17 protein-coding genes and 2 pseudogenes are annotated in these 22,903 nt (G+C 71.1%); 2 read left to right on the top strand and 17 right to left on the bottom strand.

All coding sequences use genetic code 11. The features are described from left to right. Nucleotides 1-20 precede the first annotated feature (20 nt). The 8 genes and pseudogenes from ABD808_RS10235 to ABD808_RS38490 form a co-directional block, all read right to left on the bottom strand. Nucleotides 21-1,628 (bottom strand): alpha/beta hydrolase, encoded by a 1,608-nt coding sequence (locus tag ABD808_RS10235; protein ID WP_344893506.1) that lies wholly within the window; start codon nt 1,626-1,628, stop codon nt 21-23. Between the two features lie 141 nt (nt 1,629-1,769). Further along, nucleotides 1,770-3,371, bottom strand: coding sequence for an alpha/beta hydrolase (locus ABD808_RS10230; RefSeq protein ID WP_344893503.1), 1,602 nt, complete (start codon nt 3,369-3,371; stop codon nt 1,770-1,772). 319 nt (nt 3,372-3,690) lie between these two features. Beyond that, a complete protein-coding gene (locus ABD808_RS10225; RefSeq protein WP_344893501.1) occupies nt 3,691-5,340 on the bottom strand; it encodes an alpha/beta hydrolase in 1,650 nt (549 codons plus the stop codon). A gap of 322 nt (nt 5,341-5,662) precedes the next feature. Then, nucleotides 5,663-6,856: a flavodoxin-dependent (E)-4-hydroxy-3-methylbut-2-enyl-diphosphate synthase gene (gene ispG, locus ABD808_RS10220; protein WP_425548908.1), complete on the bottom strand. Its 1,194-nt coding sequence runs from the start codon at nt 6,854-6,856 to the stop codon at nt 5,663-5,665. Between the two features lie 116 nt (nt 6,857-6,972). Then, nucleotides 6,973-8,217 carry a M50 family metallopeptidase gene (locus ABD808_RS10215; protein ID WP_344893499.1) on the bottom strand — a complete coding sequence of 415 codons (1,245 nt, stop codon included), beginning with the start codon at nt 8,215-8,217 and terminating at the stop codon, nt 6,973-6,975. A 45-nt stretch (nt 8,218-8,262) separates the two neighbouring features. Then, nucleotides 8,263-9,492, bottom strand: coding sequence for a 1-deoxy-D-xylulose-5-phosphate reductoisomerase (gene dxr / locus ABD808_RS10210; RefSeq protein ID WP_344895349.1), 1,230 nt, complete (start codon nt 9,490-9,492; stop codon nt 8,263-8,265). Between the two features lie 78 nt (nt 9,493-9,570). After that, nucleotides 9,571-9,894: pseudogene (locus tag ABD808_RS38495) on the bottom strand (ATP-binding protein); the annotation flags it as partial. Nucleotides 9,895-10,035: 141 nt separating this feature from the next. After that, nucleotides 10,036-10,368 (bottom strand): annotated as a pseudogene (locus ABD808_RS38490) (histidine kinase dimerization/phospho-acceptor domain-containing protein); the annotation flags it as partial. 240 nt (nt 10,369-10,608) lie between these two features. Between ABD808_RS38490 and ABD808_RS10200 the strand changes: the two are divergent. Then, nucleotides 10,609-10,923, top strand: a complete 315-nt coding sequence (locus ABD808_RS10200; RefSeq protein WP_344893495.1) for a hypothetical protein — start codon at nt 10,609-10,611, stop codon at nt 10,921-10,923. A gap of 154 nt (nt 10,924-11,077) precedes the next feature. On the opposite strand, the gene ABD808_RS10195 is transcribed toward ABD808_RS10200, so the two are convergent. The 4 genes from ABD808_RS10195 to ABD808_RS10180 form a co-directional block, all read right to left on the bottom strand. Then, nucleotides 11,078-12,268, bottom strand: a complete 1,191-nt coding sequence (locus ABD808_RS10195) for an ABC transporter substrate-binding protein (RefSeq protein WP_344893494.1) — start codon at nt 12,266-12,268, stop codon at nt 11,078-11,080. Between the two features lie 524 nt (nt 12,269-12,792). Continuing rightward, nucleotides 12,793-13,170: a hypothetical protein gene (locus ABD808_RS10190; RefSeq protein ID WP_344893492.1), complete on the bottom strand. Its 378-nt coding sequence runs from the start codon at nt 13,168-13,170 to the stop codon at nt 12,793-12,795. A 215-nt stretch (nt 13,171-13,385) separates the two neighbouring features. After that, complete coding sequence (locus tag ABD808_RS10185; RefSeq protein WP_344893490.1) at nt 13,386-14,921, bottom strand: CoA-acylating methylmalonate-semialdehyde dehydrogenase; 1,536 nt, start codon at nt 14,919-14,921, stop codon at nt 13,386-13,388. 86 nt (nt 14,922-15,007) lie between these two features. Next, on the bottom strand, nt 15,008-16,315 hold the full coding sequence (locus ABD808_RS10180) for an aspartate aminotransferase family protein (RefSeq protein WP_344893488.1): 1,308 nt from the start codon (nt 16,313-16,315) through the stop codon (nt 15,008-15,010). Between the two features lie 186 nt (nt 16,316-16,501). Here ABD808_RS10180 and ABD808_RS10175 point away from each other — a divergent pair, with 186 nt between their 5' ends. Further along, nucleotides 16,502-18,130 (top strand): PucR family transcriptional regulator, encoded by a 1,629-nt coding sequence (locus tag ABD808_RS10175; RefSeq protein WP_344893486.1) that lies wholly within the window; start codon nt 16,502-16,504, stop codon nt 18,128-18,130. Nucleotides 18,131-18,140: 10 nt separating this feature from the next. Here the strand turns inward: ABD808_RS10175 and ABD808_RS10170 are convergent, their stop codons facing one another. Genes ABD808_RS10170 through ABD808_RS10150 form a run of 5 tightly spaced genes read right to left on the bottom strand, consistent with a single transcriptional unit; the run spans nt 18,141 to nt 22,901 of the window. Further along, nucleotides 18,141-19,526 (bottom strand): DHA2 family efflux MFS transporter permease subunit, encoded by a 1,386-nt coding sequence (locus ABD808_RS10170; RefSeq protein ID WP_344893484.1) that lies wholly within the window; start codon nt 19,524-19,526, stop codon nt 18,141-18,143. Between the two features lie 59 nt (nt 19,527-19,585). Beyond that, nucleotides 19,586-20,326, bottom strand: coding sequence for a 3-oxoacyl-ACP reductase FabG (gene fabG / locus ABD808_RS10165; protein WP_344893482.1), 741 nt, complete (start codon nt 20,324-20,326; stop codon nt 19,586-19,588). Between the two features lie 22 nt (nt 20,327-20,348). Further along, a complete protein-coding gene (locus ABD808_RS10160; protein WP_344893480.1) occupies nt 20,349-21,395 on the bottom strand; it encodes a beta-ketoacyl synthase N-terminal-like domain-containing protein in 1,047 nt (348 codons plus the stop codon). Beyond that, on the bottom strand, nt 21,392-22,636 hold the full coding sequence (locus tag ABD808_RS10155) for a beta-ketoacyl-[acyl-carrier-protein] synthase family protein (RefSeq protein WP_344893478.1): 1,245 nt from the start codon (nt 22,634-22,636) through the stop codon (nt 21,392-21,394). The genes ABD808_RS10160 and ABD808_RS10155 overlap by 4 nt, the downstream gene beginning before the upstream one ends. Continuing rightward, nucleotides 22,626-22,901, bottom strand: a complete 276-nt coding sequence (locus ABD808_RS10150) for an acyl carrier protein (RefSeq protein WP_344893476.1) — start codon at nt 22,899-22,901, stop codon at nt 22,626-22,628. The genes ABD808_RS10155 and ABD808_RS10150 overlap by 11 nt, the downstream gene beginning before the upstream one ends. Nucleotides 22,902-22,903 lie beyond the last annotated feature (2 nt).

Raw genomic sequence — 22,903 nt, 5'->3', positions numbered from 1 at the left:
CCGCGAATAGGCGACACGGGTCAGTGATGCGAGACGGTGTGCTTCGCCTGGCGCGGCTTCGCCACGGCGGCGGGCTCGGGACCGGCCTGGCACTCGGCGTCCGGCCCGGGACGGCTCGCGGGCACCCGGCCGCTCCCGAGGTAGGCGGCGACGGCCCCGTCGACGCACCGGTCCCCTGAGAGCGAGACACCGTGGTTGTGGCCGCCCCGCTGCACCAGGAGCCGGGACGTGGGGAACAGGCGGTGCGTCTCCACCGCGCCGTCGTACGGCGTCGCGGCGTCCTCCTGAGCCTGGACGAGCAGGATCGGCGGCAGCGACGCCGTGCCCCGCACGCGCGGGGCCGTGTCGCCGTTCACCGCCCAGAACGCGCACGGCGCGTTGTACCAGGTGTTGCTCCACGTCTCGAAGCGGTAGCCCTGCCGGTAGAGGCGTTCGCTGTCGGCGTGCCAGCGGTCCCAGTCGCGCGGCCAGGAGGCGTCGCGGCACTGGACGGCGGTGTAGACGGCGTAGTTGTTCTGGTCGAGCCGCCCGGGCGGCCGCCAGGTCTTGCGCAGCGGCCCGGCGTCGTGCCGGACGACGTACGCCGACAGCGCCCTCGCGTGCGCGGCCCAGCTCTGGTCGGCGTAGCCGTCGGCGAGGAAGACGTCGTCCAGTTCGGCGGGCCCGATCTTCCCGTCGATGGGCTTGGCCTTGAGCGCCGCCCGTGCCTTGGCGTAGGCGTGCGCGACCCGCTTCTCGGACGTGCCGAGCCGGAAGGTGTCGTGGTGGCGGGCGATCCAGGCGAAGTACGCGCGGATCCGCTTCTCGAACGCGACGTTCTGGTCGAGGTTGTCCTGGTACCAGACCCCGCTGGGACGGACGACGCTGTCGAGCACCATGCGGCGGACCCGTCCGGGGAACATCGTCGCGTAGACCGCGCCCAGGTAGCTGCCGTACGAGTACCCGAAGTAGTTGAGCTTGTCTTGGCGGAGGGCCTTGCGGATCTCGTCCATGTCACGGGCCCATTCGGTGGTGCCCATGTACGGCAGGATCTTCCGGTACTTCCTGGCGCAGTCGTCGGCGTACGCCTTGGCGCGCGCCGTCCAGGCCCGTTCCTCCCGCGCGTTCGCCGGGATGGTGTCGGGACGCGCGCGCCCGGGGTCCTGGTAGCTGGTGTCGCAGATCAGGGAGGGCTTGCTGGCCCCGACGCCGCGCGGGTCGAAGCCGATCCAGTCGTAGGACGCCGCGACCTTCGCGGGCAGGGTGCGTTTGAAGAAGCCGGGCAGGTCGCGTCCGTGCGCGCCGGGCCCGCCCCGGTTCAGCAGCACCACGCCCTGGGAGCGGGACGCGGTGTGCCGGGCCCGCGTCAGTTCGAGGGTGATCTGCTCGCCGTCCGGGCGGGCGTAGTCGAGCGGCACCCGGATGGACGCGCACTGGAGCCCCTTGACGTGCGTCCCCTCGACCGGGTCCTTGGTGGGGCACGCCTTCCAGTCGATCCCCGCCGGGCGCGGAGCCGGGTGTGTGGGCTCGGAAGCCGGACGCGACGTCGCGGCGGCGGGCGCCCCCAATGCCGCGGCACCGATGATCCCCAGCGTGACGGCGGCGGCCGCCGTCCCGGCCACGGTCCTCTTTCCAGCGTCGTTCAGCACTCCGGATTTCTATCGGAGCGGCGCCGCGAGCACCCCGAACCCCGATATCGCGCGATTCCAGCCTCAAGCCGGATGTACCTCGAACAACGCGACATGGCGCGCCCGCCGCGAAGCGGGCACGCCATGTGCGGATTCAGCGTGTTACGGGCGTCCGACCGGGAGGTCCTTACCGGTGGCGCCTCCGGCGGCCTTGGCCGTCATGGCCGTCGGGTCCGGGTCGTTCAGCGCCGGGACGGCCTTGCAGTAGGCGTCGGGGCCGCGGTGGCTCCGCGGCAGCGCGCCCGTGTCGAGGTACGCGGCGACCTTGTCGTCCAGGCAGGCGTTGCCGTTGAGCGTGTTGGCGTGCGTCTTGCCGCCGACCTCGAACACCAGCCGGGAGGACGGGAAGACCTTGTGCATCTCCAGCCCGCCGACGACCGGGGTCGCCGCGTCCTGCGTGGACTGGACGAGCAGCATGCCGGGCAGGTGCCTGCTGCCCTTCAGCCGGAACTCGGGGCCGCCCTTGAAGGGCCAGAACGCGATCGGGGCGTTGTACCAGACGTTGCTCCACGTGTTGAAGTGGTAGCCCTGCCGGTAGAGCTTCTCGGCGTCGCGGTGCCACTTGCCCCAGTTGCGCGGCCATTGCACGTCGGCGGCCTGGACGGCGTTGTAGACGGCGAAGCCGTTGTCGTCACCGCCGGTGTTGAGCCACGAGAGGAGACCCGACGGGTCCTCGTTGTTGACCCACGCCGACAGGATCTGCGCGAACGGGATGTAGTAGCCCGTGTTGTACCCGGCGGTCAGGACGATGTCGTCCAGCTCGTCCGGGCCGATCTTGCCTGCGATCGGGGACTTCTTCGCCCCGGCGCGGACCTCGTAGTACTTGGCCTCGACGGCCTCCTCGGTGGTACCGAGGTGGTAGACCGAGTCCCACTTGGCGATCCAGCCCCACCAGGACTTCATGTTGCGCTCGAACGCCTTGTCCTGTTCGAGCTGCGCGTCGTACCAGATGGTCTTGGGGTTGACGTTGCCGTCAAGGACCATCCGCTTCACGCGGCTCGGGAACAGCGTGGCGTAGGTGGCGCCGAAGTACGTGCCGTAGGAGAAGCCGTACCAGCTGATCTGCTTCTGGCCGAGCGCGGCGCGAATCGTGTCGATGTCGCGGGCGGCGTCGGTGGTGCGCATGTGCGGCAGCAGCCAGCCGAAGTTCTTCTGGCAGTCCTGCGCGTACTTGCGCGACTTGGCGATCCAGGCCGCCTCGTCCTTCCGCGAGCCGGGGACGTAGTCCGGACGGATCGGGTCGGAGTAGTGCGGGTCGCAGGTCAGCGCGGGCTGGCTGGAGCCGACGCCGCGCGGGTCGAAGCCGATGATGTCGTACTTGGCGGCGACGTCGGCGTGCCCGACACCGCCGATCCAGCGGGCGAGCGCGGGCGCGTACGCGAGGCCCGAGCCGCCGGGGCCGCCCGGGTTCACGAACAGGACGCCCTGGTAGTTCTTGTCGTCGGTGTGCTTGTACCGCGACACCGCGATGGAGATCTTGCGGCCGTCCGGGTGCCGGTAGTCGAGCGGCACCGCGACCTGGGCGCACTGGGCGGTGTTCATCGGGTCGTCCGGGCCGCTGACCTGGCACTTGCCCCAGTCGATTCCGGTGGCCGCGACCGCGGTGGCACCGGCCGGGCCGGTGTCCGCGCTCGCGGTGACGGCGGCTCCGGCGCCGCCGGTCGCCACGACCGCCGCGGTCGCGACGAGCAGGACTCTCTTCACTTGACCCCCTCAGATCGGCGGCTCCGGATGCCCGACGTTGGGGCCGGAGGGGGGAGCCACGCCGATGCATAGCGGATGCGAATTGCGTGCCAGATTCTGTCCCTTATGTGGCATATAGCGGCAGGGTCCGACCTGAGTGGATGCCGAATCGTGACAAGATCAACGGAACTTCGTGATGTTGCGGGACGTTCCGGGCCACGCGAAAGGCCCCGGAGATCACTCCCCGGGGCCTTCGGGTACGGCGTGCCACCGTCATACGGCGGTGGCACGCCGTGATGTTACATGGTGTTACGGGTGTTACGTGGTGTCCCGTGCTGGGTCAGCGGATGATGTCCGCCTTCAGCTGGGCCGCCGTCAGCGAGCCGGTGCCGGTCAGCGTCCGGGCGTTCGCGTTGGCGGACGCGGGCGGGGTCGGGTCACCGAGCTGCGGGACGTGGACGGTCCGCTCCTTCGGCCGCTCCCCCGTCAGGAAGTAGGCGTCGAAGTAGGCGTCCACCTGGGCGGAACCGCGGTGCACGATGCAGTGCGTGCGGTCGCCGTCCTGCACGACCAGGCGCGAGTCCTTCAGTCTGCGGTGCATCTCCAGCGCGCCCTCGTACGGCGTGGCCGCGTCCTCGGTCGACTGGAACATCAGGATGTTGCGGGGCAGGTCACGGGTGCGGCCGATGTCGATCGGCGTGCCGGCCTTGGCGCCCCAGTACAGGCACGGCGCGTTGTACCAGGCGTTGCCCCAGGCGTAGAACGGGTGCTTGCGGTTGATGTGCGAGTTGTCGCGCTGCCACTTGCGCCAGCTCAGCGGCCACTGGACGTCGGTGCACTGCACGGCGAGGTACACGGCGTAGCCGTTGTCGTCGGCGCCGCCGGTGGTCGGCGAGCCGTAGGTCTGCGCGAACCCGGCGGTGTCGCCCGCCTTGTAGGCGGCCAGCCCGGCGGCGTAGCCGTGCCAGAGCGCCTGGTTGCGCCGGTACCCGGCGTTGAGGATGACGTCGTTCAGCTCGTCCGGGCCGACGGCGGTCGTCTGACCGCTGTCCTTGTCGGTGTAGTAGACGGGCTTGTACTTGAGCTTGTGCCGCAGGGCGTAGAAGTAGTCACGGACCTGCCGCTGCGTCTTACCCAGGTGGTACACCGAGTCGTACTTGGCGATCCAGCCGAAGTAGTAGTCGATGTTGATGTCGAACTGGATGTCCTGGTTGAGGTTGGCGTCGTACCAGGCGTCGGAGGGGCCGACGTTGCCGTCCAGCACCATCCGGCCGACGTTCTTCGGGTAGACGGTCGCGTACGACGAGCCGAGGTAGGTGCCGTAGGACGCGCCGTAGTAGTCGAGCTTGTCGTTGCCCAGCGCGCGCCGGATCGACTCGACGTCGTTGACCGAGTCGATGGTCTTGATGTGGTCCAGGAGCCCGATCTTGTCGTTCTTCGCGCAGGCGTCGGCGTAGCCCTTGGAGAGCTTCAGCCAGGTGTGGACGGACCTGCGGTCACCGGTCCCGTAGTCGGGACGCGGGGCGTTGGTGTAGTTCCGGTCGCAGGTGAGGGCCGGGACGCTCATGCCGACGCCACGCGGGTCGAACCCGATGACGTTGAACTCCTTGCGCATCGCGGCGGAGTTCTGCGCGAACACGCGCGGCCCGAACAGCGCGCCGCCCCCGCCGGGGCCGCCCGGGTTGACCACGATGTCGCCCTTGGCCGGACCCTTGCCCGTGTGCGGGGTCTTGGTCAGCTGGAGCGTGATCTTCGTGCCGTGCGGCTTGGCGTAGTCCAGCGGGACCGACAGCTCGGCGCACTGCATGATCTCGGAGACGGGATAGATGGCGTCGTAGAGGTCATGCACGGTCTTGACGAAGTCCGCCGGACAGGTGTGCCACTTCGGGGCGGCGGGTTGGAATCCTCCGGCCGTTCCGGCGGAGGGGCTCGCGGCCTGCGCGCTTGTGGCGCCCAGGCCGGTGAGACCGAGGCCGGCCACCGCGGCCACGACAACGATCCTCTTCACAAATCCCCCTAACGTGCCGACTCCGATTGAGTCAGACATATGGGTAATGCGGGAGAATTGTGACGTCCTGGCCGTAGCGCCGACAGGGCGCGCGGCTAGTGATGCGGAATCGTGACAAGATCAACGGAACTTCGTGATCACCTTCGGCGTCTGCGAATCCCGGTCAGCGCGCACGCGAAAGGGCCCCGGATTCCCATCCGGGGCCCTGCGACCTTGGCTTTCTTCGTCGTCGGCTGGTCAGGTGACGGCGCCGACCGGCGCGGCGCCGGTCAGGTGACGACTCGGGTGACGCTCGGGTGACGGCTCAGGTGACGATGACGTCGGCGCCGGGGCCCGAGACCGTGCCGTCCTCGCCGATCTCGATGCCCATCTCGTCGGCGATGCGCATGGCCTCCTCGATCAGGGTCTCCACGATCTGCGCCTCGGGGACGGTCTTGACGACCTGCCCCTTCACGAAGATCTGGCCCTTGCCGTTGCCGGACGCGACCCCGAGGTCGGCCTCGCGCGCCTCGCCGGGCCCGTTCACGACGCAGCCCATCACGGCCACGCGCAGCGGGACGGGGAAGTCCTTCAACCCGGCGGTGACCTGCTCGGCCAGCGTGTACACGTCGACCTGGGCGCGACCGCACGACGGGCACGACACGATCTCCAGCCCGCGCTTGCGCAGCCCGAGCGACTCCAGGATCGCGGTGCCGACCTTGACCTCCTCGACCGGCGGCGCCGACAGCGACACCCGGATCGTGTCGCCGATCCCCTCGGCGAGCAGCGCGCCGAACGCCACCGCCGACTTGATCGTGCCCTGGAACGCCGGGCCCGCCTCGGTCACGCCGAGGTGCAGCGGGTAGTCGCAGGCGGCGGCGAGCCGCCGGTACGCCTCGATCATCACGACCGGGTCGTTGTGCTTGACCGAGATCTTGATGTCGCGGAAGTCGTGCTCCTCGAACAGCGAGCACTCCCACAGCGCCGACTCGACCAGCGCGTCGGGGGTGGCCTTGCCGTGCTTCTCCAGCAGCCGCTTGTCGAGCGACCCGGCGTTCACGCCGATCCGGATCGGGACGCCGGCGGCCTTGGCGGCGCGGGCGATCTCGCCGACCTTGTCGTCGAACTTCTTGATGTTGCCCGGGTTGACCCGGACGGCGGCGCAGCCCGCGTCGATCGCCGCGAACACGTACTTGGGCTGGAAGTGGATGTCGGCGATGACGGGGATCGGCGACTTGCGCGCGATGGCGGGCAGCGCGTCGGCGTCGTCCTGCGACGGCACCGCGACCCGGACGATCTGGCACCCGGACGCGGTCAGCTCCGCGATCTGCTGGAGCGTGGAGTTCACGTCGGCGGTGAGCGTCGTGGTCATGGACTGCACGGACACCGGGGCGTCGCCGCCGACCGGAACGTTCCCGACCATGATCTGTCGGGACGCGCGACGGGGAGTGCTCAGGCCCGGCGCGTCCTGGCCGTCCCCCTCGCCGTGGATACTCGGCATTCCCAGTGAAACGCTCATCCCTCTCCTCTTACTCGCGGCCCCATACAAAGCCTAAGCGCCGCGAACGGCTGCGATGACGGCAACCCCCGCGTTCTCCGCGCGACCATTCGATGGCACTGCGTGAACATTTCGCATCATTCCGGTAGATGGAGCGGATTAAGGACGTCCGCGAGGATCAGCAGCACCCCGAGCCCCACCAGAACGAGGATCGCCAGGTAGGTCAGGGGCAGCAGCCTGGTCAGGTCGACCGTGCCCGGATCCGGACGCCCCCTGACGCGGTTGAGGGCGGCGCGGGCGCGCTCGTAGCCGACGACGGCGAGATGGCCCCCGTCCAGCGGCAGCAACGGCAGGACGTTCAGCGCCCCGAGGAAGATGTTCACCGAGACGACCAGCGACAGGAACAGGGCGATCTTGTCGCGGGTGGTGGCGTCGGACGCGAAGATCTGGCCGGACACGTCGGTCGCGCCGACCACGCTGCCGACCTGCCCGCCGGGCGTGCTCTCCCGCTCGGGTGAGAACAGCTTCGGGATCGCTGTCGGCAGGTCCACGGCGACGTCGCCGATGCCCGCGACGGTCCGGCCGATGGCGCGTCCGGCGAACACGGCGCCGTTGATCGGGCCCGTCCGGTCGTAGCCGCCGCCGACGACCTTCGCGGACATGCCCACGAACGGCTGCCCGTCCACGTCCGCGAGCCTGATCGGCAACGTCACCTGCTGCCGGACGCCTGGCCTGTCCCTTTTGGGGGGACGACCCCCCGCACCCCCCGGAACGGGCCGGAGTACCACGACGTTGACCGTCTGGCCTGGCTTGGCCTTGTCGATGGCCTTGGTGAGGTCGTCCCAGTCCGAGACGGGCGTGCCGTTGAACGAGACCACCCGGTCACCGGCGCGCAGCCCCGCCGTGGCGGCGGGAGAACGCGGGCGGCCCGCCTCGCAGTCGGCCCGGAGCCCGGACGGCACGCACGGCGTGACCTCGTCGACGGTGCTGGTCGCCGTCCGCGCCAGCGGCGTGCCGACCATCATCGCCATCAGCGTGAGCAGCAGGAACGCGAACGCGAAGTTGGCGACGACGCCCGCCGCGATCACGATCGCGCGGCGCCCGGCGGGCTGCCGGTAGAACGCGCGCGGACGGTCCGCCTCGGCGATCTTCTCCAGCGGGGTGTAGCCGACGATCTTGACGAAGCCGCCCAGCGGGATCGCCTTCACCCCGTACTCCGTCTCGCCCCGGCGGGTGGACCACAGGGTAGGACCGAAACCCACGAAGTACTCAGTGGCCTTCATCCCGAACCGCTTGGCGGTCAGCAGGTGCCCACCCTCGTGCAGCATCACCGACAGCAGCAGCGCGACGACGAACGCCACCGCGCCGAGCAAGAAGGCCATCGGTTCCCTCCAGGCTCGCTCGCTCCGGAGGCGGGCCCCCGGGGTTCAGTCGGTTCGGGTCGGTTCCCCGGTCAGCTCCCTCGCCCTCGCGCGCGCCCGGCCGTCCGCCGCCAGGACGTCGTCCAGCGTCGGCGTTCCGGCGGCGCCCGGGTCGTGCTCGTCCAGCACCCGCGCGATCGTGTCGACGATGCCGAGGAACGGCAGCCGTCCCGCGCGGAACGCGTCCACACATTCCTCGTTGGCGGCGTTGTAAACGGCCGGGAACGTTCCGCCCAGCTCACCGGCCCTGCGGGCGAGCGCGACGGCGGGGAACGCCTCGTCGTCGAGCGGGAACAGCTCCCAGGTGTGCGCCTTCGTCCAGTCGACGCCGGGCGCGGCGTCCGGGACGCGGTCCGGCCAGTCGATGCCGAGCGCGATCGGCAGCCGCATGTCGGGCGGGCTCGCCTGCGCGAGCGTGGAGCCGTCGGTGAACTCGACCATCGAGTGGATCATCGACTGGGGGTGCACCATGACGGCGATCCGGTCCATCGGGACGTCGAACAGCAGGTGCGCCTCGATGACCTCCAGACCCTTGTTGACGAGGGTCGCGGAATTGATGGTGATGACGGGGCCCATGTCCCAGGTCGGGTGGTTCATCGCCTGCTCGGGCGTGACGTCGGTCAGCTCGGCGCGGGCCCGTCCCCGGAACGGCCCGCCGCTGGCGGTGAGCACCAGCCGCCGGACCTCCGCCGCGCGTCCGCCGCGCAGGCACTGGGCGAGCGCCGAGTGCTCGGAGTCGACCGGGACGATCTGCCCGGGCCGCGCCCGCTCCTTGACGAGGGGGCCGCCGACGATGAGCGACTCCTTGTTGGCGAGCGCGAGGGTCCGTCCGGCGTCCAGCGCGGCCAGCGTCGAGGCGAGGCCGAGCGCACCGGTGACGCCGTTCAGCACGACGTCGCACGGCCAGGCCGCCGTCTCGGCGACGGCGTCGGGACCGGCGACGATCTTCGGCAGCGGATAGTCGCCGGTGGCGTAGCCGCGCCGCTTCGCCTCGGCGTAGAGGGCGAGCTGGAGGTCCTGCGCGGCGGACGCCTTGGCCACGGCGACGATCTCGGGCCGGAACTCCAGCGCCTGGTCGGCCAGCAGGTCGACCCGGCCGCCGCCCGCCGCGAGCCCGGCGACCCGGAACCGGCCGGGGTTGCGGCGGATCACGTCGAGCGCCTGGGTGCCGATCGACCCGGTCGAGCCGAGGACGACGATGTCGCGGGCGGGAGCGTCGGGACTCGAAGGTGACATCACGGACCCATTGTCGGCCATCGCCCCGCTCAGGTCTCCCCGATGCCGTGAGTTCTCCCCCGCGCCATCAGCTCTCTGCTAGGGCCGGGCCAGGGGCAGGCGCAGGACGAGGCGGGCGCCGTGCGCGGCGTCGGCGGCGTAGAGGCGGCCGCCGTGGGCGACGGCGATCTGCCGCGCGACGGCCAGCCCGAGGCCGCTGCCGCCGTCGGCGCGGCTGCGGGCGGTGTCGAGCCGGGTGAAGCGCTCGAAGACCCGGTCGCGGGCGCCGGGCGGGATGCCGGGCCCGTCGTCGCGGACCTCGACGACCGCCTCACCCCGTTCGGCGCGCACCTCCACCTCGATCCCGCCGGAGGCGTGCCGCTCGGCGTTGGCGAGCAGGTTGAGCAGGAGGCGGCCGAGGCGCGGCGGGTTGCCGACGACCGGCACGGCCGGTTCGATCTTGATCGTCGTGGGCACGGGCGGCGGGACGCGGCCGCCGGTCACGGTCTCCACCAGCGCGCCGAGGTCCACGCGCTCGCGGGCGGGCAGGTCGCCCGCGTCGATGCTGGCGAGGACGAGCAGGTCGTCGACGATCTGGTGCAGGCGGTCGACGTCGTCCAGCGAGCGCCGGAGGGTGTCGTCGAGGCCGCCGTCGTCGGGTCCGTCCAGGATCAGCTCGATGCGGGTCCGCAGCGCGGTGATGGGGGTGCGCAACTCGTGTGAGGCGTCCGCGACGAACGCGCGCCGCCGCAGGGACTCCTCCTCCAGCCGGTCGCGTAGCGCGCGGACGCGCCCGGCGAGCCGCGCTCCCCAGATGACCAGCCCGAATCCGGTGAGGCCGAGGAGCGCCGTTGCCGCCGCGAGGACGCCGCTCTTCCCGTCGCTCCGGACCGACATACCTCCTTTGTACGTACTGACCGTCCAAGACAGGGCAAACGCCCTGGTCAGTGACCGTATGGGACGGGTCTGGACACGTCCCGCCCAACCCGCCGCGACACCGCCTAGCGCGGACGATCTTCACGTGCCCGCCGACACGTAAGGCTTTGCCGCGCTTTTCACCTGCGCGAAGAGTGACAACACCCTTCCCTGCCTATAAAGGAGGCACGTGACGTCGACTCCCGCCAGGGGGATGGGGACATGGGCCACACGGACGAGCCGACCGTCGACCCGGGCGGGCTCAGCACAGCCCAGCGCCTGGGCGACGCCTGTGCCGTCTGCCGCAAGAAGTGGCCCCGGCCGCGCGTTCTCGTCGGCCGCCTGCCGGACTCGACCGGGGTGTTCGCGTGCGATGACTGCGCACCCGCCCCGCCGGTACCCCGCGCTCGGCGGGGCCCTCGGGAGCCGCGCGCGAACACCGGACGGCCGGCCGTGGAGCGGCCGCCGGTGACGGCGACGGCGCCGCCCGTATGGACGGACGCCGCCGCCATGGAGGTCTCTCCAGGGAAAGGGTGACCCGGACGTTCGGGGGGAAGTCCGGGACCACCCGTGAGGCGCGCCCGGCTGGGGGCGGTCGGGCGCGCCGGAGAGCCCCTCACGCGCTGATGTCTTCTTACGCGCCCGTGTCTTGCTACGCCGTGCTTCCCACGCGGTCTGTCTGCTTACGCGGTCAGGTCTTCGTGGACTCGATCCATGTCTTCGTCCACTCGGCGTAGTCGGTGCAGTCGTTCTCGTCCGACTTGCCGCCGCACGCCCGCGTCGGCGCGTGCGCGAACATGACCTTGTCGATGTAGTCACGGTCGCCCACGTGGTAGGCGGCGCAGAAGCCGGGCTTGAGGCGGTCGCCGGAGCAGGCCTGCGGGTTGGCGGGCGCCACCCCGGTCCACTCGGCCACCTGCTGCTGGACGTCCGGCGACGCGGTCCACTGCAACCACTGGTACATGCAGTTCGGGTGCTGGACCCGGGCGCCGATCATCCAGGAGTCCATCCAGCCGGTCATGCCCTCCGACGGGACGGCGCCCTGCACGGGCCGGGACGCGCGGTTCAGGACGTCCACCTGGTAGGGCCCCGCCTGACCCAGGACGGCGCGGCCACCGGCGAAGGCGCTGACGGCGTCGGCGGGCCGCTCCCAGTAGTCCCCGACGTGCGGACGCTGCTCGGCCAGGACGCGCCCGGCCGCCGCGAGCTGCTTGCGGGTCAGCGAGTACGGGTCGTGGATCTTCAGCTTGCGCCGCTTGCCCTTGAGGTAGAGCGCGGCCTCGGCGATGGCGAGCGGGCTGTCGCGCATCTCCAGCTTGCCGGAGTAGCGGCGGGCCTGGGCGGGGTCGAACAGCGCGGCCCAGCTGTCCGGCGGCGGGACGGCCCGGGTGTCGTACATGAGGAGGTTGACGCCCCACGTGTACGGGACGCCGTACTGTTTGTCGTCCTTCTTGAGCAGCCCGCGCAGCCTCGGCTCCAGCTTCTTGTAGCCGTCCACGAGGTCGGTGTTGACGGGCACGACCTGGTTCTCGGCGATGAGCTGACCGGCGACCTCGGGCGGCGCGGCGACGCCGTCGTAGCGGCGGTCGGGGTCGCGCATCAGGTCGGCCATCTCGGCGGGCGTCTTGACGACCTTCAGGCCGACCTCGCAGCCGGTGCGCTCCTGGAACGGGGTGACCCAGTCGACCCGCGGATCGACCTGGCCGGTCTCGGTGACGCCGGGCAGGGTGAGCAGGTTGAGGACGCCCTCGCCGGGCCCGAGGGTGCTCGCGACCTGGGCGAGGCCCACCGGCTCCTTGCCGTCGTCGCCGCCGCACGCGCCGAGGCCGGCGGCGGTCAGCGCGAGGGCCGCCACCACGGCCACGCCCACCTTGACCCGCATCGTGGCCCTCAGCCGCATCTCGCTCCCCGATTGGTGCCCCGGACCTCGCGCGTCCGTGCGGGGCCCGTCCGGCGCAGCGTAGCGTCTTCGGCCCCGCGCGGGCGTCCGGACCCGCCAGGAACGGCGCCCGCGCTCCGGCCTCACGGCCATTCTCGTGCGCCCCGGCGACCGCGTACGAGTTCATCGCCGGTATCGCGGGATATCCCCTCCGACTTCGGCGCGAAACGGCTCCGGATTTGCAGTGATCGCGTCGCGCGGTCACTCCGTTACGGCCATGAGGGTAAGAACAGGGTGACCCATTGGTATGCGATTCGGCACACGATTCCCGGGCGGATGGACACGGAGAATCGCACGGGTTTCGGACGGGTTGTTAATGCAAAAACCGCCAGGGCCCCGGGGGACGGCGGGTGCTGGCGTCCGCGCCATACACGGAGGTTGCTGGAGAGGGATATGGCGCGGGCTGCCGCCCTTTTCCCGGGGCCGCGGCGGCACCGGCGGACGTGACGAGGTTGGGGAACAGCGGATCACCTTGCAGTGCTGCCTGGCCACGCGATCGCCGGTACCCGGCCGGACGGCGACGGTGTGACGCCTTCGAGACGGCGGAGGTTCGAAGGACGTCGCACGTCAGGCCGGGGGTCTTCGCGGTACGGCCGGCGGCGGCCGTGTCCCGCGGCGGGTCTGACGGGGGGTCGTGCGGGAGGTCGGGTCGGTGCGCTGCTGGTGACCACCTCGATCCGTGCGATGAGCCGGCGGGGGGTGTCGGCCTCCAGGAAGTCGCCGACGTCGCGGTCCTTCGGCGGCAACGCCCACCAGCGGCGCGTGAACGGGCCGAACCAAATGGTCCAGCCCGGAAATCGCCTTTCGAGCGCGTCCACTTCGGCGGCGTGGTCGACTGCGGTCATCGCGCGGCACTCCTGCACATCCCACTCCACCGAACCCTGTGGTCAGGACCTGGTGTTTCTGGCGGCTCACCCTGACATTTATTTCATCTCAATTAATTGAGACAGTCAGATTGTGTCGTCCGACACAGGGGCCGTCAATGGATGTTGGCATTATTCGTCCGCCGCCGCGCGACGAAAATAAACGACGGGAACGGCGGAGCGGGACGTGCGGAGGTTCAGCCGCTGGTGGGGAATCCGAGGTTCAGACCGCCATGACTTCCGGGGGGTGGTGGGGCGTGGCCATCGGGGTGAGACACAGTGAGCCAACGGGAGGTGACGGCCTTCGTCCGGGTGTAGAAGTGGACGCCCTCCATCCCGTGCGCGTGGCTGTCACCGAACAGGGAGTCCTTCCAGCCGCCGAAGGAGTAGTAGGCCATCGGCACCGGTATCGGCACGTTGACGCCGACCATGCCGACCTCCACCTCGTTCTGGAAGCGGCGGGCCGCCCCGCCGTCGTTGGTGAAGATCGCGGTGCCGTTGCCGTACGGGTTGGCGGAGATCAGCTCCATGGCCGCCTCGTACGATTCGGCCCGCACCACTGACAGCACCGGGCCGAAGATCTCGTCCTTGTAGGCGTCCATCTCGGGGGTGACGTGGTCGAGGACGGTGGGGCCGAGCCAGAACCCGTCCCCGGCGCCGCCGAGCACCTCCGGGTCGCGGCCGTCGACGGCGAGTTCGGCGCCCTGCGCGACGGCGCCGTCCAGGTAGGAGGCCACCTTGTCGCGGTGCGCGGCCGTCACCAGCGGCCCCATCTCCGATCCGGGGTGGTCGCCGGGGCCGATCTTGAGCCGGGCGACCCGCTCGCGGACCCTGGCCATCAGCTCGTCGCCGACCGGGTCGACGGCCACCACCACGGAGATCGCCATGCACCGCTCCCCCGCCGAGCCGAACCCGGCCGACACGGCGGCGTCGGCGGCGAGGTCGAGATCCGCGTCCGGCAGCACGAGCATGTGGTTCTTCGCGCCGCCGAGCGCCTGCACCCGCTTGCCGTTCGCCGCCGCCGTCGCGTAGATGTACCGGGCGATCGGGGTGGAGCCGACGAAGCTGACGGCCTTGACGTCCGGGTGGTGGAGCAGCCCGTCCACAGCCGTCTTGTCCCCGTGGAGGACGTTGAAGACACCGTCCGGCAGGCCTGCCTCCGCCCACAGCTCGGCGACCCGCACCGACGCCGACGGGTCCTTCTCCGACGGCTTCAGGACGAACGTGTTCCCGCACGCGATCGCCACCGGGAACATCCACATCGGCACCATCGCCGGGAAGTTGAACGGCGTGATCCCGGCGGCGACGCCGACCGGCTGGAGGATCGAGTAGGCGTCCACCCGGGTCGACACGTTCTCCGAGAACCCGCCCTTGAGCAGGTGCGGGATGCCGCAGGCGAACTCGACGACCTCCAGGCCGCGGGCCACCTCGCCCGCCGCGTCCGACACGACCTTGCCGTGCTCGGACGAGATCAGCCGGGCCAGCTCGTCCCGGTGCCCCTCCAGCAGTTCGCGGAACTTGAAGAGCACGCGCGCGCGCTTCGACAGCGACGTGTCCCGCCAGCCGGGGAAGGCGTCCTTCGCGGCGGCGACGGCCGCGTCCACCTCGGCTTGCGCGGCGAAGTCGACCGTCCCGGCGAGGCGCCCCGACGCGGGCTCGTAGATGTCGCCCCGGCGTTCGGCCACCCCCGCGAAGGACTTCCCGCCGATCCAGTGCGTGACGTGCTTGCTCATTTCCGCTCCTTGGTGGGGGGCGGCCCCCGCGCCCCCCGTTTCGCTCCGGTAAATCCGTCCCCCGTAGGGGACGCCCCCCACCTCGCTCAGGAAGTGGCTTGCTCGTTGACCGCCTCAAGGGAGGCGATCAGGATGCCGAGACCTTCGGCGGCCTCGGCGTCGGTCAGGGTCATCGGCGGCGCCATCCGCACCGCGTTGCCGTACAGGCCGCCCTTGCCGATCAGCAGGCCCCGCTCGCGGGCCGCCTCCATCACCGCGGCCGCCAGCGGCGCGCTCGGCTCGCCGGTGCCCGGGTCGGCCAGCTCGACGGCGAACATCAGCCCCTTACCCCGCACCTCCCTGACGATCGCGAGCCGCTCGCCCGCCGCCTCCAGGCCGCCGATGATCGTCGCGCCCTGTTTGGCCGCGTTGGCCTGGAGGTCGTGGTCCAGGACGTAGTCCAGGGTCGCGTTCGCGGCGGCCATCGAGATCGGGTTGCCGCCGAACGTGGAGATCCCGACGGCGTGCAGGCCGTCCATCAGGTCGCCGCGCGCCACGACGCCGCCCACCGCGAACCCGTTCCCGAGACCCTTGGCGAAGGTCATCATGTCCGGGGTGACGCCGTGGTCGCCGATGCCCCAGAAGCTCGAACCGGTGCGTCCCCAGCCGGTCTGGACCTCGTCGGAGATGAACAGGATGCCGAACTCGTCCAGGACGCCCTTGTACGCGGCGAACAGGCCGTCCGGCGGCATCGTGAAACCGCCGACCCCCTGGATCGGCTCGGCGATCAGCGCGGCCACGTTCCCGCCCGTCGCGGTCGCGATCACGTGCCGCAGGTCCTGCGCGCACGCCTCGATGTACTGCTCGTCGGACATGCCCGCGAACTGCGGGAGCATGCGGTCGGCGCCGTGCAGGAAGTGAACGTCGAGCGGCGAGTACGACACGTTCGTCCAGGCGCGGTTGCCGGTGACGCCCGTCGCGGCGAACGAGCGGCCGTGGTAGCTCTGCCGCATCGCGAGGACCTGCTGGCTCCGCCGCGCGTACGCGGCCAGCAGCAGCGCCGTCTCGTTCGCCTCCGTCCCGGAGTTGGTGAAGAACACCTTCGCGTCCGGGATGCCCGACAGCCGGGCGATCTTCTCCGCCAGCTCGATCTGGCCGCGCAGCAGGTACGCGGTGGAGGTGTGCACGACGCCGGTGGCGAGCTGACGCTCGACGGCGTCCCGCACCTCGGGCACGTCGTACCCGAGCATGTTCGTGAGGATGCCCGTGAAGTAGTCGAGGTAGGTCTTGCCGTCGCCGTCGGTCACACGGTTGCCCTTGCCGCCGACGATCTCGATGGGGTCCTGGTAGTTGAGAGCCATCCAGGACGGCATGACCGCCCGGTGGCGCCTGAGCAGATTCGCGTGATCCGACATGGCTCAAGTGTCATGCGCGCGGGGGTACCGCGAAAACCCGCAGAGTGTCACGACCGGGCGTCTCCCGTTAACGCTCTGCTCGCGGCAAAGGGGAATTCTTCGATTGAACGGTGGCGGGCGGGGGCTGGAGGACGGTAAGGCCTGATCAGCGCCTCTTGACATTCTGTCGGGCTAGGATCGGCGGTGATGCTGCCCACTGTCGACGACGTCCTCCAGCTCGACGCGGTACGCCGCGGCCAGCCGCACGTCGTCGCGGGCGCGGACCGCACCGGCAACCGGGTCCGCTGGGTGCACGTCGCCGAGGTCACCGACATCGCGCACCTGCTGCACGGCGGCGAGCTCGTCCTCACCACCGGGATCGCGCTGCCGGACGAGCCGGAGCGGTTGCGCGCCTACATCGCCGACCTCGCCGACGTCGGGGTGAGCGGGCTGATGATCGAGCTGGGCCGCCGGTACGCCAGCGTCCTGCCGCCCGCCCTGATCGCCGCCGCCGAGGACCACGGCCTGCCCGTGGTGGTGCTGGCCCACGAGCCCGCGTTCGTCGACATCACCGAGTCGGTGCACGCCCGGATCGTGCAGGACCAGTTCGCCGAGCTGCGGGCGTCCGAGCGGCTCCACGAGATCTTCACGCAGCTGTCGGTGGAGGGCGCGTCCACGGACGAGGTCGTGCGGCAGGTCGCCTCGCTGGGCGGGCATCCCGTCGTGCTGGAGAACCTTTCCCACCAGGTCCTCGCGGCCGACGCGGGCGGCGCGGACCCGTCGGAGCTGCTGTCGGCGTGGGAGACGCGGTCGCGCGCCGTGCGGCCGGGTCGCCGCACGGGCTACGACGAGACGTCCGGCTGGCTGATCACCATGGTCGGCGCACGTGGCGAGGACTGGGGTCGCCTGATCATCGACCTCGGCGCGCCACCGTCGGCCCGCGACACGGTGCTGATCGAGCGCGCCGCCACCACCCTCGCCCTCGGCCGTCTCCTGGACCGGCACGCCGAGAGCGTCGAACGCCAGGCGCACGGGACGATCATCGCCCGGATCCTCGCGCACGCCTACTCCGATCCGCAGGAGGCCGCCGCCCGCGCCCGCGCCCTCGGCGTCCCCCTGTCGGGGCGCCGCCTGCTCGGCGTGGTGCTGCGGCACCGCGACCCCACCGGCGCGCGGCGCGGGGCGCCGCCCCCGATCGGGGAGCTGTCCGCGCTCGCCGAGACGGCCGCCGCCGCGTGCAAGGACGCCCGCCTTTCCGCGCTCGTCGGCGTCCTGGACGAGGGCGGCCCGCACGCCCGTGTCGGCGTGCTGGCGTCGCTGCCCGCCCGCGCCGACGTCGAGACGGTTCTGACCGAGGTCGCCACCCGCATCCGCAAGCAGTCCGGCGAGACGGTCATGGCCGCCGGGTCCGTCGTGGAGACGATCCGCGACGTCCGACGTTCGTTTCTGGAGGCCGAGCAGGTCGCCGACGTCGCCGCCCGTGGCTCGGGCGCTCGGCTCTTCTACCGCCTTCCCGACCTGCGGTTGCGGGGCTTGCTGCATCTGCTGCGTGACGACGCGCGCGTCCAGACGTTCGTCGAACGCGAGTTGGGCCCCCTACTGGAGTACGACGCCCAGCGCGGCAGCGACCTCACCCACATCCTGGAGCTGTATCTCGAAGCGGGTCGTAACAAGGCCGTCGCGGCGCAGCAGGCCCACCTGTCGCGCCCCGCGTTCTACGAACGGCTGCGCCGCATTGAGCGGGTTCTGGACGCCGATCTCGACGACGTGGAGTCGTGCGTCTCCTTTCACGTCGCGTTGCTCGCGCTCAGCTCCGTCCGCTGGGAGCGTCCCTGAGCCGGTCGTTTCAGGACGACTGCGCCGGGTCAGGGGCGGGGACGGGTGCCTGGACGCGGCGGTGCAGGAACGGCGTGGGGACGAGGGCGAGCAGCGCGCCGACCGCGCAGACCAGGAACACGTCCCGGATCTGCTCGGGATGACCCGCCCGCGACCCGCTCAGCATCGCGGCCATGATCGCGATGCCCAGCGACCCACCGGCCTGCCGGGACGTGGTGAGCAGCCCAATGCTGGCGGCGAACTTCGTCGGCGGCACCGACACGGCGACCGCCGCCGAGAGCGCGGTCAGCACCAGGCCCGCCGCGACCCCGCCGCCGACGCTGAACGGCAGCCACACCCAGAAGCTCCGATGGTCGTTCAGCACCCCGTACATCGTCACCGACGTCACGAGCAGGCACGCCGCGCCCACCATCGTGGCAACGCGCTGCACCCTCGGGGTCGCCCGCTTCCCCAGGTACAGCGACACGACGAGGGACGCGAACGCGCCCGGGGTCACCGACAGCGCGGCCTCGAACAGGCTGTAGTGCCACAGATCGGTCAGGTACAGGGGGCTGACCAGCAGGATGATGTACATGGCCCCGCTGAACAGAGCGACGGCGGCGTTGGCGGCGGCGAACGTCTGGATCCGGAAGAGCCCGAGGTCGATCGCCGGGGCGCGGTGGCCACGCGACCGCAGCACCCCGGCCGCCGTCACCAGCAGCCCGCCCAGGGTCAGGGCGAGCACCCTCGCGGACGCGAGGCCCCAGTCACCGGCCTGGCTCAGTCCGACGACGAGGGACCCGATCCCGACGGTGATCAGGGCCGTGCCGAGCAGGTCAGGCAGGCGTCCGGTGCGCGGCTCCGCCGACCATCTCAGGTGACGTAACGCGCCATAGATCATCACCAGCCCGATCGGCAGGTTGATGGCGAAGATCATGCGCCAGCTCACCCAGTTGGTCACGCTGCCGCCGACCGCCGGGCCGACCACGGCGGCGACCGCGCCCGCCGCGCCCCAGTAGCCGATGGCCTTCGTCCGGCGTTCGGGGGGCGTGTTCACCAGCACCAACCCGAGCGCCGACGGGATGAGCGCGGCGGCGCCGACCCCCTGGACCACCCGTGAGATCACCAGCATGGTCAGGTTGGCCGAGACCGCACAGGACGCCGAGGCCAGCGTGAACACCACGACGGCCACGGTGAAGACCTTGCGGTGCCCGAGCGCGTCCGAGCAGCGTCCCGCCGTGGTGAGCAGCGCGGCGAACACGGTCGTGTAGCTGGTGACGATCCAGGTCAGGTGCGCGAACGACGCCGACGGGAGACTCTTCTGGATCTCCGGGAAGGCGATGTTGACGACCGTCGTGTCCAGGAAGGTCAACAGGGTGGCGCCGCAGGCGAGCGCGAGCACCAGGGAGCCGGCCACCGCTCCGTCCTGCCGCGGTGATGGTGCGGTCATGGGAATCCTCAGCGTTTGTCGGACGACTACAGGACCAGGCCGCCGTCGATGCCGAACACCTGGCCGGTGATGTAGGACGCGCGGTCGGACAGCAGGAACTCGACGAGGTCGGCGACCTCCTCTGCGGTGCCCATGCGGCCGAGCGGGATCCTCGGCCGCGTCCGCTCCCACACCCGTTCGGGCAGCTTCTCCGTCATCTCGGTGGTGATGAAGCCGGGCGCGACGACGTTGGCGCGGATCCCGTACCGGCCGACTTCCTTCGCCAGGGCCAGGGTGAACCCGGCGATGGCGGCCTTCGCCGCCGAGTAGTTGGCCTGTCCGGCGTTTCCATACCGGCCCGCGATGGACGAGAGGGTCACCACGGAGCCGCGGCGGCGCTTCATCATGCCGAACACCGCCGACCGGCAGGCGTTGAACGTGCCGTCGACGTTGGTGCGCTGCACCGCGGACCAGTCGTCGTCCGTGGTCGTGACCACGGGCGCGTCCCGGGTGATTCCGGCGGAGGTGACGGCGGCCTCGACGGGGCCCAGCTCGTCCTCGACCTTGCGGACGAACGCCGCGACCATGGCGGAGTCGGACACGTCGACCTGGTCGCACAGGACGGTGGCGCCCGACTCGCGGGCGGTCAGCAGCGTCTTCTCGGCGTCCTCCGCCCGGGATCGGTAGCAGAAGGCGACATCGTGCCCGGCCTCCGCGAGCCGCAGGACGACGGCTCGTCCGATCCCGCGCGATCCGCCGGTCACGAGGGCTACGGGACGCTTCGACATGTCACTCTCCAAGAGGAAGTCGTCAGAGGACTCGTAGTAAGGCGCACCCGACCCGTCCTTCCGCGTCCGTGGTCGTGACCGCGCCGATCCGGCCCGAGCCGCCGTCCTGGACGAGCAGCTCGACGATCTGGAACGCCGCCGACGCCGCGCCGGTGTCGCCGACCCGCTCGGCGGTCCTGGTCGCGACCGGCGCCGCGCCGAAGACGTCCGCGATGGCCTGGCGCTCCTGGGAACCGCGATGACCCGTGGACGGCGAGGGCACGACGGCGCTCACGGCGCCGGGGTCCACGGACGCCCGCGAAAGGACGCGCCGCAGGCATGCGGAGAGCGCGTCGCGGACGCCGCCCTCATCGGCCCAGACGCCGAACTCGACGCCGAGCACTTCGGCGAGGGGCTTACGGGTGGTGGCGTCGGGCGACTCCAGCAGGAACATGACGCAGCCCTCGCCGGGTGGCCTGGCGTCCTCCTCACGGGGTCGGGCCGCCTCGACGGCCACGCGCTCAGCCGTGAGTTCCTCGACCGCGCCCCACACGACGACCTTGGCGTGGCCGTTGCGCCGCAACCGCCGCGCGTAGTTCAGGGTCATCAGGCCCGTCGCGTGGCTACCGCAGATGGTGGTGTTCGGACCCTTCACGCCGAACCGGATGGCGCACTGCCCGGCCGCGAAGTTCATCAGCGTCCTCGGGACGTGGGACGGGTCGACGTCGTACGGCTTGTCCCTGGTCCAGGAGTCGCGGACGAAGGCGGACACGCTGCTGATCGCGTCGTTCATTCCGAGGACGAGGCCGACGTCCTCCGGCGCGTGCCCGCCGAGCGGCGCCCCGGGCTCGCCCGTCCTTCCCAGCAGCCGCGCGGTCGTCGCGACGGCGAGGCCCGCGACCCGGTCCATCGACCGGGTGCCACGGCGTCCCAGGATCTCGCGGGCGTCGAAGCCCTCCACGGCGGATCGTGTCTCGCCGGTGCCGTGGACGGCGTCCAGCCCGCCGGTGTGCGCCCGCGCGCCGTGCCCGAGCGGAGAGTAGGTCTCCCACGCTGTGATGACGGGCCCGGCGATGACGGGGGCGTTCACGCGGCGTCCCCCTCGTGGCGGCCGAGGATCAGCACGGCGTCGTTCCCGGCGAAGGCGAGCGAGTTGTTCTGCACGACGCGCAGGTCGGCGGGACGCGCGACGTTCGGGACGCAGTCGATCCCGATCTCCGGGTCGGTCTCGACATGGTTGATCGTCGGTGGCATGAACCCGCGTTCCAGGGCGAGGGCGCACCCGGCGGCGGCGAGGGCGCTCGCGGCGCCCATGGCGTGGCCGAGCATCGACTTCAGCGAGCTGACCGGCGGCGGGTCGCCGTCGAACACCCGCCGGATGGCCGCCGCCTCGGTCACGTCGTTGGCCTTGGTGCCGGTGCCGTGCGCCGAGACGTAGTCGACGGAGGCGGCCGTGATCCCGGCGTTGGCGTGCGCCCGGGTCATGCATCGGGCCACGCTGTCCTGGTCGGGCGCGACCGGGTGGTGCGCGTCGCACGCCAGACCGTAGCCGAGGATCTCGGCGTAGACGTGCGCTCCCCGCGCGAGGGCGGAGTCGAGGTCCTCCAGGACCAGGACGGCGCCGCCCTCGCCGGTCAGGATCCCCTCGCGGTCGCGGTCGAACGGCTGGCAGATCTTCGGGGCGATGGTGCCGAGCCGGTAGAAGGTCACGAACGTCATCCGCAGGAGCGCGTCGACACCGCCGCACAGGGCCACGTCGACCTCCCCGTCGGCGACGGCGTCGAACCCGTAGCCGATCGCGTAGTTGCCCGCGGCGCAGGCCGTCGGGATCGTCACCGCCTCGGCCTCCGTCAGCTCCAGCTCGCGCGCCACGTCGATGGACAGGCGGCTGGACGACGACTTGGCCGCCGCGTCGGGATCGACACCGCCAGGATCATCACCGTCGGACCCGGTCGCGGCCTGCCGGGCGACGATCCGGTCCAGCTCGGCGGACTCGCCGTAGGTGGTGCCGACCGCGATCAGCGCGCGCAGGTCGCGGAGCTGCTCGGGCGTCAGCGCCGCGTCGCCGAGGGCGAGGACGGCGCTGGCCACCGACAACTGTGTGGCACGGCCCAGCTCGTCGGGCTTCAGCCGCGTGATCCAGCGTTCGGGGACGAAGTCGACCACCTCGCATGCGGTGGTGTGGGCGAACCCCGTGACGTCGAACGCGGTGATCGGCCGTGCCCCCGACCGGCCCTTCCGCAGCCCCTCGGCGAACTCCGCGACGCCGGTCCCGATGCTGCTGATGACGCCGAGCCCGGTGACGACGACCCTTCTGCGGTCAGGCCCCATCGCCGGTCATGACCTCTCTGGCCCGCACGACGACCCGGTAGGTGCTCTGGACGTCCCGCATGTCCACGAGCAGTTTCTGGTCGATGGTGATCCGGAACCGGCGCTCCAGCGCGGACAGGATCTCGATGGCCTGTAAGGAGTCGGCGTCGAGGTCCTCCCAGAACCGCGTGGTCGGGCCGATCTCGTCGGGGTCCACCTCGACGACGTCCGCCACGATCTCGCGGATCTCGTTCCACAGGTCGGTGTCCGTACCCTCGATGCTCATTT

The sequence above is a fragment of the Actinomadura meridiana genome (genome assembly GCF_039537545.1).
GTDB lineage: Bacteria > Actinomycetota > Actinomycetes > Streptosporangiales > Streptosporangiaceae > Spirillospora > Spirillospora meridiana.
Note: the sequence above shows the minus strand (reverse complement) of the source record. Positions and strands in the feature narration are given on the sequence as shown.

Coding starts and splice junctions, on each gene's coding strand:
- ispG (WP_425548908.1), bottom strand. CDS start 6,856: ATGAGCGTTTCACTGGGAATGCCGAGTATCCACGGCGAGGGGGACGGC.
- ABD808_RS10215 (WP_344893499.1), bottom strand. CDS start 8,217: ATGGCCTTCTTGCTCGGCGCGGTGGCGTTCGTCGTCGCGCTGCTGCTG.
- dxr (WP_344895349.1), bottom strand. CDS start 9,492: ATGTCACCTTCGAGTCCCGACGCTCCCGCCCGCGACATCGTCGTCCTC.
- ABD808_RS10200 (WP_344893495.1), top strand. CDS start 10,609: ATGGGCCACACGGACGAGCCGACCGTCGACCCGGGCGGGCTCAGCACA.
- ABD808_RS10195 (WP_344893494.1), bottom strand. CDS start 12,268: ATGCGGGTCAAGGTGGGCGTGGCCGTGGTGGCGGCCCTCGCGCTGACC.
- ABD808_RS10190 (WP_344893492.1), bottom strand. CDS start 13,170: ATGACCGCAGTCGACCACGCCGCCGAAGTGGACGCGCTCGAAAGGCGA.
- ABD808_RS10185 (WP_344893490.1), bottom strand. CDS start 14,921: ATGAGCAAGCACGTCACGCACTGGATCGGCGGGAAGTCCTTCGCGGGG.
- ABD808_RS10180 (WP_344893488.1), bottom strand. CDS start 16,315: ATGTCGGATCACGCGAATCTGCTCAGGCGCCACCGGGCGGTCATGCCG.
- ABD808_RS10175 (WP_344893486.1), top strand. CDS start 16,502: ATGCTGCCCACTGTCGACGACGTCCTCCAGCTCGACGCGGTACGCCGC.
- fabG (WP_344893482.1), bottom strand. CDS start 20,326: ATGTCGAAGCGTCCCGTAGCCCTCGTGACCGGCGGATCGCGCGGGATC.
- ABD808_RS10155 (WP_344893478.1), bottom strand. CDS start 22,636: ATGGGGCCTGACCGCAGAAGGGTCGTCGTCACCGGGCTCGGCGTCATC.
- ABD808_RS10150 (WP_344893476.1), bottom strand. CDS start 22,901: ATGAGCATCGAGGGTACGGACACCGACCTGTGGAACGAGATCCGCGAG.